Consider the following 13784-nt stretch of genomic DNA (forward strand, 5'->3'; position numbering starts at 1 on the left):
AATATCGCCATTGTTTAATATTTAAATCGTAATGGGTTTTATTATATGAACATTTATGAAAATGTCGATTTATCATTGATATCTAACTGGAAAGTTGGCGGTAAAGCGAAATATCTAATCGATATTGAAAATATTGAAGATTATTCCAAGAGCTTAAGTTTTATTAAAGAAAAAAATATTAAAGCGTTAGTGATTGGAAAAACAAGTAATCTTTTATTTGATTCAGTAGATCTAAATATCGCACTATTAAGGCTGGGCCAATCTTTTTTTTCTATCAAAAAGCAAGATAGTAATCTAATAGTTGGTGCTAGTACGCCTTGCTATTCACTAGCAAGAAAAGCACAGCAACTAGGCTTATCTGGTTTAGAGCATATAGTGGGAATACCGGCGACGATTGGTGGTTTAATTTACATGAATGGTGGAAGCAAACGCAAAACCATTTCGGAAAATATTGTGTCAGTTACCTCTATAGATAACGATGGAAATATTATAGAAAGAAATCGTGAACAATGCGAATTTTCATATAGGAAAAGTATTTTTCAGAAAATACCTGATGAATTGATCTTATCTGTAGAATTAAAATTATCTTTAGATGATAGTAAAAAAATACGAAAAGAAAATTTACAAATATTGAGAGATAGAAGAAAAAAATTCCCAAGAAAGCAGCCTAGTTGTGGATCGGTTTTTATAAGTAACCCTGTTAATTATAAGACGGTTGGCCCCCCTGGAAAAATCATAGAAGACTTGGGATTGAAAGGTTTAAAGAAAAATAAAGCTCAAATTTCTGATATCCATGCTAATTTTATTGTAAATATTGGCGGCGCTAATAGTAATGATATTTTATTTTTAGTAAAAGAAATTAATGATAAAGCGAGGTTGATTTCTGGAATTGAATTAGAGTCAGAAGGATTATTCGTCAATAAAAATGGATATTTAACTCCTTTGCACTTGGTTAATATTGATGAATGAACTTTATAAAAAAATATGTTCTGTTTTTATATCTAATATTTTTTCACTAATTATCGCTGCATTTTCTCTCTATATATTAGCGAAAGGATTAGGAGCTCAAAATAGAGGAATATACGCTGCACTACTTGTTGTTCCCTATATTATAATTGCTCTTTCTGAGGGAGGTGTAAGGCAAGCTTCTATTAGTCTAATTGGTAGTGGAGAATATAATATATCGAAAGTGTTCAAAACTGTAGATCTATTTAATTATATATCAGGTTTTATAGGGTTTATTCTCTGTTTCTTTATTTTATATGGTCTATATCTTAATGAATACTCGATACAGTTTTTAGTTCTCTCATCTTTAATTGTGCCTCTGAGTGTCAAATATAATTCCTATCGCGGTTTTTTTCTTGGCCTAGAAGATATTAAAACATTTAATATTTCAACTTGGCTCAATAAACTAATAGTTTTTATTATTCTAATTTCTTTTTATTACTTTGAAATTATAAATATAGAAGTTGCATTATTTTCCGTTTGCATTGGATTGTTTATATCTGTTGTTTATTGTGAGTTTAATATTCGAAAAAAACTAATAAAAGAAGATTTGATTTTTAGCTCGGAACTACTATTTAAAATGCTAAAGATTGGCTTTTTATTTGCCGTTGCATACTTTTTGATTCAAATCAACTATAAGGTTGACGTGATATTTTTGAAAAAGTTATCTACGGAAAGTCAGGTTGGACAATACTCTGTTGCTGTCCAAATTGCAGAGATGGTTTGGCAATTACCTACTGCTGCTTTAACAGTGTTGATGTCTCGAAGTGCCAATGATAAACAGAAAAAAAGAATGCATGATACGTTAATTAAGACATCTAGAGTCATCTTTTGGCTTACTTTAATTTGTATTGTCTTTGTTCTATTACTATCTTCGTTCTTTAGCGTAATCGTCTTTGGTATGCAATATCAGGATTTGACTAATATTCTTATATTATTAGCCCCTGGACTTGTCCTAGCTTCTTTTTTCAAAACATTAAATGCTTATTTTGCGGGTACAGGTCGACCTCAACCAGCAATAATTGCAATGACTTTTTCAGTATTAATTAATATTTTATTAAATGCGATGCTGATTCCAAAGTATGGTTCTTTTGGTGCCGCTATTGCTTCGACTATTAGTTATACAGTTATGGCGTTACTAATAGCAAGTATTTTTAAGAGAGAATCAGGAAATACGTGGTTTGATTTTTTCAAAATAAAAATAAGTGATATAAGATGAGTTTAATATATAAGCTTAAAGCATTAATAGGTAAAATACTATTCAATGTAAAAATTGAAGATGAATTGTATAGATATATAGGTCTTTATCAAAGAAAGCATGTAATTATTTCTCGTATTTTAGAGAAACGATTTTCTTTAAAATACGGGTGTTATATATCGAGAAAAGCAAATATTGGTAAAAATATAAGCTTTAGACACCCAGTCGGTGTTGTTATCGGTGAAGGCGTCGAGATCGCTGATAATGCAGTTATATATCAAAATGTTACAATAGGAGCTGCTAAATCTGGAGATGCATTGAAGGGGTTCTATCCTAAAATAGGACATAATACAACGATATTTTCTGGTGCAGTTATAGTTGGTAACATCAATATTGGTGCTAATTGTATTATTGGGGCCAATACCGTATTAAATAAAGATCTGAAATCTAATTCAGTATATACCATTAATTCCAAGGATGAATCACAGTGATGCCAAATAGTGATGAACTAGTGTCTGTAATTATGCCAGCATTCAATTCGGCAGACACTATTATTAAGTCGATTGAGTCTGTTGTTGAACAAACTTATAAAACTATCGAGTTAGTAATTATTGATGATGGGTCTCAAGACAATACGAGATTTTTAGTGAATGAATTTTTATCCGATAAAAATATTGAGATAGAAATAAAACTTATTGATAACCATTATAAAAAAGGCGCTAGAGGAGCTAGGCAGTCAGGAATAGACTATGCTAACGGTCGTTATATTGCCTTTTTAGATAGTGATGATACCTGGTTACCAAATAAGATTGATGTGCAAATCTCTTTCATGAAAAGCAAGAACGTTGGATTTTGCTTTTCGAACTATTATATGAAGAAACATAATCAACAAAAGGAATTTATCGCACGTGATGTCGTTGACTTTAATGGATTAACAAAAACATGCGATATTGGCTGCCTAACAGTGATCTTAGATAAACAGAGCATAGATGATATTATAGTTCCAGATACTCCAAAAGAAGATTATGCATTATGGTTAAGTATATTAAAAAATTCTGATTTAAAAGCATACAATGTTGGTCAGGTTTTGGCTGTTTATAATGTACAAGATTCGAGTTTATCTTCTAATAAATTTAAAGAAGTATATAAACAATTCTTTGTTTTAAGAAAAGTCGCAAATTTGAGTCTTTTAAATGCTATGTATAAAGTAACACATTATGTTTTCAATGGACTAATTAAGCATAAATTATGAATAATAAGCATTATACAAACTTTTTTCTATTATTATTTTTCTTTCCACAGTTTATAACATTTGTTGGTTTAGCTGTAGAACAAATATTTACTATAATGCTTTTTGTGTTTTGTTCTTATTATGCAGTAGTAAAAGAGGGAAAAGTTAAAATTCTACCAATGGTAGTAAGCTTTTTGTTCTTACTTCTGCTCAGTATTTCCTTATTAAGAAGTGCTAATTCTTCCACACTAGGCGATATATTTGAATTAGCTAAACCTTTTTATTTTTTATCTTTTTATTATTTTTCTTATAAATTTTTCAAGAAGAATATTTTAACAAAAGAAACACATGAAAATTTGATATTTGATTTTTTACTTTCCGTCATCATATTAGTTATATTAGTTATATTAGAAGCTAGAGTTGGTATTTTTAATACTATCTTTCATTATTTATATAAAGATCTTAGAGGTGGTGTACAGTTTAAAGCTGTAGGCTCTTTTATAAGCCCATACACTCTTGGTTCTTTCTTGATTTTACCATTTTTCATAAATATGTTTCTTGTTTTTTTTACAAATAAGAAAATAAAACATTTCACTATTATGATTTTAGTTTTGATTGGTATAATTTCAACTCAAAGCAGGACCACTTTATTATCACTTTCTTTGACATTGTTATGTTTTCTTATCCTTTCTATATTTTCTTTATGGATAAAAGGGAGAAAAACTTCTTTAATAGTCATAGGCTCTTTTGTCTCTTTAATAGTAATATTTTGGTCAGATATTGATGACTTTTTTATTCATCAGTACGGATACCTCTATAGTGGCTTAAAAGTTGTCTTTGATAATTTTAGTTTAGATGACCTTGATGGTTTGATTTACTCTACACCTTCGATTGGTAACCGTTATGATCAGATGTTAGAAGTAATAAGATTACAGTCACCTTTACCTTTACTTGGTATAATGATAGGTAAAGACGTAGTTTACCCTGAATCTTTTTATGCAATGTATCTACTGAGAGTTGGGCTGTTAGGTATTATTTTACACTTTTCCATGATTATATTTGGAATAGTTAATTCTTTGAAAATTTCAAAGTTTTATATTAAAAATCAAATGAAATCCTTATCTGCAATATATTTAGGATTGTCAATGTATTACATTTCTTTGGGCTTTAGTTATTTTTCTTCTGCCGTCAATGATCAAACTCGTACTGGTTTCATATTTTATGCTTCTTTAGGGATTTTGAGTGCGATTAGATATAAACATAAAAATGGAGTCACTGTATGATTTCTATAGGAATCTTAACATATAAACGAACTGATCTGCTTTTATCAACTATCAATGACATTAATAAAACAGAACATGATATCGAACTTATTATATTAAACAATAATGAAAGTTTAGATGTATTAGACGAAATAAAAAATAGTCTAACAAATGATAATATAAAATTAAAATATATTTGGCATAAAAAGAACTATGGCGTATCTAGTGGGCGTAAAGTAATATTAGATAATTGTCAAACTCAATATATTATTTTATATGATGATGATGTTTGTATTCCAGATATAGATGGTACAATTAACCATGTTGTTACAGAATTTGATAATAACAAAAAAACATTTGGAATTTCTTTCAATATTATCGATCACTCAATAGATACACATAATCGCTTTGAAATACCACATAAAGATAAAGATATAGATATGTCACAAGATTTCTATACTTACATTATGATTGGAGCCGGTCATGCATTAAGAGTTGATAAGGCTCTAGAAGCTGGCAATTATGCTGATGATTTTGGACTTTATGGATTTGAAGAAGTTGATCTAGGTTTTAGAATTATTAATCTTGGTGGTGAAATTAAATATCTTTCGAATTGCGTAGTTAGACATAAACGTTCTCCTGATGGACGATTTTCTAATAAACAAGTCAGTTATCAAGCTTTTGTTAATCGTTCAATTATGGCAAAGCGCTATTTTCCTAAAAGGTATTATATATCTTGTTTAATAGTCCGGGGCTTGTTTTTATTAAAAACAACGAAAGATTTTAATATTCTTATTAAAGGGTTAAAAGAAGTATTCAACGATGAGCAAAATCAAAAGTTTTCTCAGTACTTCTTTGATTATGTTAATAAAGTGAAAGGATTTATTTGGTATTAATATGAAGCTTACAGTTGTTTCCATATATCACAATCGCCAGGATTATATACAAGAATCTATTGATTCTGTTGTTGAACAATTATCAGATAACATGCAACTATTATTAGTTGATGATGGTTCGACAGATGATACATATATTCGGTTAAAAGAATTCGAAAGAAATAATGTAAAAGTTATTACTCAAAAAAATATGGGTTTTACAAAAACTATTATCAACGTGATCGAAAATTCAGATTCCGAATTTGTAGCTATCCATGGTTCTGGTGATGTTTCTTTACCTGGTCGATTAAAACATCAATTAGAGTTCTTAGAATCTAACCCAGACTACGGTGTTGTTGGTTGCTATTGTCATTTTACCGACATGGTAACAAAGGATAATATTTCCACGTTCGGGCATGATATAGATGGTGATGTTAGTACTAAGCTATTATCATATAATATTTATACCCATGGTGAAGTGATGTTTACAAAGTCTTTTTATGATCAAGTAGGTGGTTATAGAAAGGAGTTTAAGTATTCACAAGATTATGATTTATGGTTAAGAATGAGCTCTGTCTGTAAGTTTCATACTTTAAAACAAACTTTCTATAAAAGAATGGTTAATGTCGATGGCTCTGTAAACAGCAACGCACATAAATTGTATCATCAATTGCTATTTTCTGAGTTTGCTAAGTATTGTCATACTAAAAGACTTAATCATGATAAAGATCCTTTAGATAGTAATGGAACGGCGTCTTTATTAGAATTTACTATTAATAGTAAATCTTTAATTAAACTGTGGAAAAAATCGATTTTAGAAGGTAAAGATTTTTTAACTTATTGTCCGAGCAATTCATTTAATTATATATTACGACTGTCAGTTCCTGTTCTTTATCCATTTCGTAGTCTTTTGTCAAAAATATTTGGTAAGAATAAAGTTTAGTTTTTAACCTATAGCAAGGCTGATTAATAATTAGTTTATTATTTAAGTTAATATATTCATGTTTGTTGTTCATTTCTTGGTTAATTATAGATAAATAACTAAAGTAATCAGTTAATTCCTGTTTTTGAACACTATAAATAGAATGTGTTATTAGCATAGAATGCTTGTAACTAGGTGACTCAAGGTTTGAAAATTTAAGGTATCTGCAAGCGTAAGTCAATGCAGAAAAAGTGTATGGAAAATTGAGCTTAATGTAAGAAAAATATTAAGTATGCAAACTGTTAAATTATCGACTTGTATTGCGTAAGTCTATAGGAATTAAGTAGGAAAGGGTACATTCAACATAAAAAATGTATCGTATTACGGATGACGATATGGAATAAGTATTCGTAATCCTTGAGCGCACGAGATATTCATGTGTCTCCGTAGGCTCTAAAGTTGGCATGGTTTAAAAAGAAAGTTAAAAACACGATATATTGAGTTTAGACTAAGGAATAGATATGAAGTATTTAGTAACGGGAGCGGCTGGTTTTATTGGTAGTGTCGTTGTCGAGCAGTTAACCAAGAATGGTCATCAAGTTGTTGGTATCGATAACCTAAATGACTATTACGATGTAGCGTTGAAAGAAGCACGGCTAGCGCGTATTCAAAACCCTAATTTTAAATTGGTGCGGTTAGATATCGCGGATCGTGATAGTGTTGCGAGTTTATTTGCCTCTGAACAGTTTGATAAGGTAATACATCTTGCTGCACAAGCTGGCGTTCGCTACTCGATCGAAAACCCGCATGCGTACGCTGATTCAAACTTAGTCGGACATTTAAATATTTTAGAAGGCTGCCGTCATAATCAAGTGAAGCATTTGGTGTATGCGTCATCAAGCTCAGTTTATGGATTGAATGCGAAAACGCCGTTTGCAACGTCAGACTCGGTGGATCACCCTGTATCTTTGTACGCCGCCACTAAGAAGTCTAATGAACTCATGGCGCATAGTTACTCACATCTATACGACATTCCTACCACAGGCCTACGTTTCTTTACAGTATATGGTTCATGGGGGCGTCCTGATATGGCACCGTTTATCTTTACTAAGAAGATTCTGGATGGTGATGTCATTGATATCAATAACAATGGCGATATGTGGCGTGATTTTACTCACGTGGAAGATATTGTTGAAGGCGTAGTACGTATTGCCGATGTGGTACCAACACGTAATTCTTCTTGGACAGTAGAGGAAGGCTCACCAGCATCAAGCTCGGCTCCATACGCGATTTATAATATTGGCCATGGTTCTCCAATTAACCTGATGGATTTTGTGAAAGCGATAGAAGATGAGTTAGGTATTGAAGCGCAGAAAAACTTCCGTGAAATGCAGCCTGGGGACGTATACCAAACCTATGCAGATACCCAAGATTTATTTGCTGTTACAGGTTATACCCCTAAAATGACGGTGAAAGAAGGTGTTGCTGAGTTCGTGCAGTGGTATCGTGAGTTTTACAATAAGTAAACAGACTCGGTAATTAATACTATATACGGGTATTACACATTTACGTTGCTTTTATATCTTAATAGCCAAACTCGAAGGGAGTTTGGCTATTTTATTTGTGCTGAAGATATGAAACTCCATGGTATTATATAAAAACGCCCCATCCTAGGATGGGGCGTTTTTATTAGATAATACGAAAAATTACATACCTTGTTGGCTTTCGATATACACTTCTTTTTCTTTACCTTTTAGGCGCTTTACAAAAGCGGTGATCCGCCATATGTAGGCGAGTGTGAGTGCATAAACTAGGAAGCAAGCAACAAACGTAACAAACATAATTGTTTCACTCACCTGGGCAATTTCACCATAAATTCCAAAGCCTGCAAACACAGTGGCTATCAAACAAATCACAGCTAATGTTTGATGCGGTGAAAGACCAAGTCGTTGACAAATATGGTGTAAGTGCTCACGGTCTGGTTTAAATGGCGAATGGCCGCGGCGCATACGGCGCATCATAATCGCTGCCATGTCCATGAGTGGAATCGCAATAATCCATACGGCGGTAATTGGTCGCATAAGGGCGTGGCCACTTTCTTGGCTGGCGCCAATGAGAAGCCAAATGACGGTCATACCAATCATCATGCTTCCGGCATCGCCCATAAAGACTTTACGCGTGCGTCCTAAAATGCCTAAATTCATGCAAATATAAGGGATCATAGCGACGATGAACGACATACATAAACCCACGGCCCAATGTTGTCCTGATAAGGTTAACATAACTGCCAAAGCACTAAACGTCACCACAGATAAGCCGCCCAACAGCCCATCAATGCCATCGACCATATTGAATGCGTTAATCGCGCCAATGACCGCGAACACTGTAAACACATAACCGGCGTAACTTAATTTGATATCACCATTGCCTAATAAGTTACCAAGGTGATCGAGTCCTAGGCCAGTCTGCGCCATGAGCAAAATAGCCAAGCCAGCTTGTACACCTAAGCGCACTTTAAAGCTGATATCAAATTTATCATCTAACACGCCCACCACAATCAAACTGGTGATGGAAAAGAAATATAGACCGGTATGAGCGAGCGAGTGTGGGTTAAAGAATAAATATAACGCCGTCACTATGTAGAGTGATACCCCACCGACGAGAGGGACGGCACCTTTGTGACGTTTGCGAAAGTCTGGTTTATCTACCAATCCAACCTTTTTAGCAATCTTCCTTGTGATAAACAAAGAGGCGAATGATAAAAAGAATACTATCACCATTTCCATAATCATAATTTTAGCCAACATGAGTTATTAGTGTTAATCAATGGGCTTTATCTGCCCCTTTTGTAGTAGGCCGTATTCTATATTGATTAATAAAAAGAAGGAAGTCTGCCGCATTTTTATCCTATGAGATCTGCTTTATGGCAGATTAATTCTCAAATTTGAGAAAATTCTCAGATTTTAGCATTCCTTTCTCTTTAAGCGAATTATAGCATTTTCTGACGTTTCAATAATGCCGCCTACCTAATTAGAGTAATTGCGTTAGGTGAAGAAATGTCATCATTATGTGTGAAAAAAACAAGATGTGATATTGCATCCAAACTTAGTTAGTGGTGTTGTGGCACTTTATTTTTAGTCATGAAGCCTGACGGAATTATTTTAAAATTCGCAAAAATATGACGAGAAATATTTGTTTTGCTAAATATTATTGGTAATAATGCCTCAACGTCAGAATTAAGGTAAAAAATAATGATTAAGAAGTGTCTTTTCCCAGCCGCGGGCTACGGTACTCGTTTTCTTCCTGCGACTAAGTCTATGCCCAAAGAAATGATGCCAGTGGTAAATAAACCATTGATTGAGTACGGTGTTGATGAAGCGATTCATGCAGGTATGACCGATATGTGTATTGTGACTGGTCGTGGTAAACACGCCATCATGGATCACTTCGATATGAACTTTGAGCTAGAACAACAGATTGCTGGTACCAAGAAAGAAGAGCTACTAGGCGATATTCGCGGGTTAATGAATTCAGCCAATTTTACGTATATTCGCCAGCGTGAAATGAAAGGTCTAGGGCATGCTATTCTTACCGGTAAACCTTTAGTCGGTGATAATCCATTCGCGGTAGTATTAGCAGACGATTTATGTGTTAACGGTGATCAAGGTGTGCTAGCGCAAATGTCGGCGTTGTATAACCAGTTCCGTTGCACCATTGTCGCGGTACAAGAAGTGCCAGAGTCAGAAACGCACAAGTATGGTGTGATTTCAGGTGAAATGATTAAAGATAACATCTACCGTGTAGATGACATGGTTGAGAAACCAGATCCGGGCTCAGCGCCAAGTAACCTGGCGATTATTGGTCGTTATATCATGACTCCTGATATTTTTGATTTGATTGAAGAGACAGAACCAGGCAAAGGTGGTGAAATCCAAATTACTGATGCACTTTTGAAGCAAGCGAAAACAGGTTGCGTGCTGGCCTATAAATTCAAAGGCGAACGTTTTGATTGTGGTAGTGTTGAAGGCTATATTGACGCGATCAACTACTGCTACGAGAATGTATATAATAAATAGTCGCGAAGAAACATGTGTTGTCGCGATATAAAGGAGCCTTTGGGCTCCTTTTTTGATTTTTTCCTTTAGGTTAAGCGTATACAAGCAATCTTGTTTGATAGTGAACGTTTCATTGTTGAAGAGAGATTGAATCAGGAGTTAGCGGTGATTTTAGATTCGCCGATGGTAAGTCAAGTGATGGAATCCCCTCTAACTCCCCCAAAAGGGGGAGGATAGAATAGAATGGTTATTCGCGGTAGAGACTCGTAAACTAAGTCGCTGGGCTTAGGCATTTTCTGGTGGATTGGCTTCTTGGGCAATACTTTCAGAAGTTCTCGCAAGTGTCAGTGAAAGGCGCTCAAAGCTACCGCGGATCAGTTCATATTGTTCTTCAGGGAAGGCTTCTTGCGGTAATTTACTAAATAGATACTCGGTGGCTTCAGTAAATGCACTGGTATGTAAGCCCTGGTAACAATGGTAAAACGCATCGGCTAGCGCACGTTGTAGTGTGTTCAGATCGTCATCAAAACGATGACCACAGTTATTTTGGATCACTTTTCTTAAGCGCAGTGACACATGGCCGATGTTCAACGCCGTTAATGATAGATCTGTGATGTTTCGCGTCGTTTTCATGCCTTTTTCATAGGTTGAAATGCGCAGTAGGCGATCCCCCATGCGCGAGTTAAACCAAATATCGCCTTTGGACTGCTGCGGTAAGTTCACCAAGTCTTTATAGGTATTGGTTATGAGGCGGTTCATCATTAACTGCAAACTTGGCCCTGTGATCAGTTTAAATAGCCAGTAAAGTAAGCTGACACCGACAAAAATCGCTAAGGCGTAGCTTACGGTAGAGTCGATTTGAAATGACCGGCTCATACCAGGGCTGGGCCGGACAAAAATGGTGAAAGGAATCAAAATACCTAGCCCATACGGTAAAGTAGGCCGGTTTGATAAGGCAAGTAACCCAACAAAGTAGGGCGCTGCCAATACAAGAACCAATAATTCAAAATCCCCAGTACTTTCTGCCAATAAGGGCAACGCATAAAAAATTGCCAAAGGCAGTGCAATGCAAATCCCGACCAGAATACGCCGTAAGACGAGCGTTAAAATCATCATAGGCAAGCGCGCCATCATGATAGAAAACACCACTGGCAAGATCATCATCATTAATACGGCACTGGAGCCTGTACCAATCCATAACCCGGCACCCACTAAGAACATAATGGCACTGCGTAACCCCGTTGTTAGGCCGACTAATGGATCATGGTGAGGTTTAATACGCGGGGCATTGAGTAGAACCTTACGCTCGCTGGTAAGTGAGTCATAACTTTTTAATATCACCACTAAATCAGCGGTGAGCTCTAAAGCAATTTTCAGTAACCGAACCTCTAAAGCTGATTTATCCGTAGAAGCATTGGAGTAATAAACTTGCTCACGTCGCATTTTTTGTACCAGCTGGTGGCATGCCTCAAAATTATCCGCGTGATAAATTTGCACAAAATAGCTGTGCATATTTTTTATAATGCCTGATAAGTTCTCCGAAATTAACTCTGGGTGATTACGCTGTAATCGCCCGAAAATCTGGATCAGGGATAATAAGGATAATGTTTTATTGGAAAGCAAATTTGATGCTCGGCTTCGCCCGGGGCCAAAAGGGCCTTCATAGGTGACGGCGGTCGAGTCGTCATTCAGTGCGGTCAGTGATTCTAAAATACCATCAATGGCTTGGTGGCGTGCTTCATGGGTTTCATTAGGATCAAGTTCAATCGCTAAATAATGCAGCGCTTGATTAATTGTGGTGCGTGCGTGACCTTGCAATACAGAACTGACACTAATCGGCCAGATTAAGGTACTGACTAAAGCAGCGCATATTACTCCGACAATGATCTCACTCATGCGGGCTTGAGCCATCGCAAAAATGGCGGTACTACTGGCTTGTGATGGCTGGATCATTACCAAAAGAACAATGAGACATGCTGTCATACCCGCCATGGCAAAGGCATAAATCAAGTTGACGCGCCGCACTAATGCTGAGAGCCCAGAATTAATGCCTAACCAGAGAGCTAAGCTACCTAACGCAATATAAGGATACGCGGAAAAATGCTCTAAAAGCACAATAGCAAAGGCTCCCCCGACCATTGTTCCTAATATCTGATAAAGCCCTTTTTCAATCACGAGTCCGCTTTCTGGACGGATTTGCAGAAAGATCGCCCCCACGAGTGCCCAGTAGGGCCGGTCAAGGTTTAGGAACATGGCAAGGTAGAGGGAAAGCGCCATTGCAATGACGCCTTTGAGCGCAAACCTGACAGCATGCGAATTGGGAAAAAAAATACTGTTAAACAACGCCTGCATAATAATATCGCTTATTTAGACGGTTTTAATTGGATGGAAACCGTCATCCCTGCGCTGAGGTTAACCTCCTCTGGGATAGGATCTAGTTTGATATCCACCGGAATACGCTGAGCTAAACGAACCCAGTTAAAGGTTTGTTGTACCTGAGGTAATAACTGATTATTGCCTTGTGTATTGTTATCGGCAATGGCTTTACCAATGCTGCTGACTTTACCTGTTAACGGTTTTCCGCCGCTCATTAAAGTGATGGTTGCTTTTTGCCCTTCATGAATCATCGGCACTTTGGTTTCTTCAAAATAACCAGTGACATATAAGCTACCTTTATGCACGAGAGAGAGTACCGATTTCCCTTTGCTTACGTAGTTTCCTTCACGGAGCGATAAATTGACGATAGAACCATCTTGCGGGGCAGTCACGATAGAGCGCTGTACATCTATTTTCGCCGCATTGAGTTTGGCTTCACTGAGTTTTAGCGTGGCTTGCGCTTGCTTAGCTTTAATGCGAGCACTTTCAGTCGTTTCATCGGAAACGAGTTTGCCTTGCTTACTGAGCTCTATACGGCGTTGATATTTATGCTGAGCGAGTTCTAAAGCGTAACGGTTGCCTTCAACTTGCGCTTCGAGTTCGGCAAGTGCGGCTTTAGCACGTTTATCGTCGATAGTCAGGATAACATCGCCTTTTTTGACCTCTTGGTTGTCTTTGACGTTTAAATGAGTTACCCAACCAGATACGTCAGGGGCGATGGTAATGATATCAGCGCGTACTCTGCCATCACGAGTCCATGGTGAGTAAAGATAATGCTGCCAGATCCAATGTCCTGCGAGTATGGCAATAATAATGACGATAAGAGTCAGGGAGATACGTAAAGGTTTTTTTATCATAAT

Annotated in this window: 12 protein-coding genes; 9 read left to right on the plus strand and 3 right to left on the minus strand. The window is 36.0% G+C overall.

The window, feature by feature from the left end:
* Positions 1–45 precede the first annotated feature (45 nt).
* The 8 genes from murB to OCU30_RS00805 all read left to right on the plus strand — a co-directional run bounded on the left by murB (position 46) and on the right by OCU30_RS00805 (position 8019).
* The gene (murB, locus tag OCU30_RS00770; RefSeq protein WP_077313806.1) at positions 46–969 is read left to right on the plus strand and encodes a UDP-N-acetylmuramate dehydrogenase; all 924 of its coding nucleotides are present in this window, start codon (positions 46–48) and stop codon (positions 967–969) included.
* The gene (locus tag OCU30_RS00775) at positions 962–2224 is read left to right on the plus strand and encodes an oligosaccharide flippase family protein (RefSeq protein ID WP_077313804.1); all 1263 of its coding nucleotides are present in this window, start codon (positions 962–964) and stop codon (positions 2222–2224) included. Before murB ends, OCU30_RS00775 begins: the two co-directional genes overlap by 8 nt.
* Positions 2221–2694, plus strand: coding sequence for a serine O-acetyltransferase (locus OCU30_RS00780; RefSeq protein ID WP_077313802.1), 474 nt, complete (start codon positions 2221–2223; stop codon positions 2692–2694). Before OCU30_RS00775 ends, OCU30_RS00780 begins: the two co-directional genes overlap by 4 nt.
* On the plus strand, positions 2694–3455 hold the full coding sequence (locus tag OCU30_RS00785) for a glycosyltransferase family 2 protein (RefSeq protein WP_077313800.1): 762 nt from the start codon (positions 2694–2696) through the stop codon (positions 3453–3455). The genes OCU30_RS00780 and OCU30_RS00785 overlap by 1 nt, the downstream gene beginning before the upstream one ends.
* Positions 3452–4717, plus strand: coding sequence for a hypothetical protein (locus OCU30_RS00790; RefSeq protein WP_077313798.1), 1266 nt, complete (start codon positions 3452–3454; stop codon positions 4715–4717). Before OCU30_RS00785 ends, OCU30_RS00790 begins: the two co-directional genes overlap by 4 nt.
* The gene (locus tag OCU30_RS00795) at positions 4714–5592 is read left to right on the plus strand and encodes a glycosyltransferase family 2 protein (protein ID WP_077313796.1); all 879 of its coding nucleotides are present in this window, start codon (positions 4714–4716) and stop codon (positions 5590–5592) included. Before OCU30_RS00790 ends, OCU30_RS00795 begins: the two co-directional genes overlap by 4 nt.
* A gap of 1 nt (position 5593) precedes the next feature.
* Positions 5594–6514, plus strand: a complete 921-nt coding sequence (locus OCU30_RS00800) for a glycosyltransferase family 2 protein (RefSeq protein ID WP_077313793.1) — start codon at positions 5594–5596, stop codon at positions 6512–6514.
* 500 nt (positions 6515–7014) lie between these two features.
* Complete coding sequence (locus tag OCU30_RS00805; protein WP_077313791.1) at positions 7015–8019, plus strand: NAD-dependent epimerase; 1005 nt, start codon at positions 7015–7017, stop codon at positions 8017–8019.
* Positions 8020–8199: 180 nt separating this feature from the next.
* Here the strand turns inward: OCU30_RS00805 and wecA are convergent, their stop codons facing one another.
* Positions 8200–9285 (minus strand): UDP-N-acetylglucosamine--undecaprenyl-phosphate N-acetylglucosaminephosphotransferase, encoded by a 1086-nt coding sequence (wecA, locus tag OCU30_RS00810; RefSeq protein WP_077313927.1) that lies wholly within the window; start codon positions 9283–9285, stop codon positions 8200–8202.
* Between the two features lie 459 nt (positions 9286–9744).
* Between wecA and galU the strand changes: the two genes are divergently transcribed.
* Positions 9745–10569, plus strand: coding sequence for a UTP--glucose-1-phosphate uridylyltransferase GalU (gene galU / locus OCU30_RS00815; protein WP_077313789.1), 825 nt, complete (start codon positions 9745–9747; stop codon positions 10567–10569).
* Positions 10570–10833: 264 nt separating this feature from the next.
* Here the strand turns inward: galU and OCU30_RS00820 are convergent, their stop codons facing one another.
* Positions 10834–12900, minus strand: coding sequence for an FUSC family protein (locus tag OCU30_RS00820; RefSeq protein WP_077313787.1), 2067 nt, complete (start codon positions 12898–12900; stop codon positions 10834–10836).
* A gap of 11 nt (positions 12901–12911) precedes the next feature.
* Positions 12912–13781 carry an efflux RND transporter periplasmic adaptor subunit gene (locus OCU30_RS00825; protein WP_205408789.1) on the minus strand — a complete coding sequence of 290 codons (870 nt, stop codon included), beginning with the start codon at positions 13779–13781 and terminating at the stop codon, positions 12912–12914.
* Positions 13782–13784 lie beyond the last annotated feature (3 nt).

The organism is Vibrio palustris (assembly GCF_024346995.1).
Lineage (GTDB): Bacteria > Pseudomonadota > Gammaproteobacteria > Enterobacterales > Vibrionaceae > Vibrio > Vibrio palustris.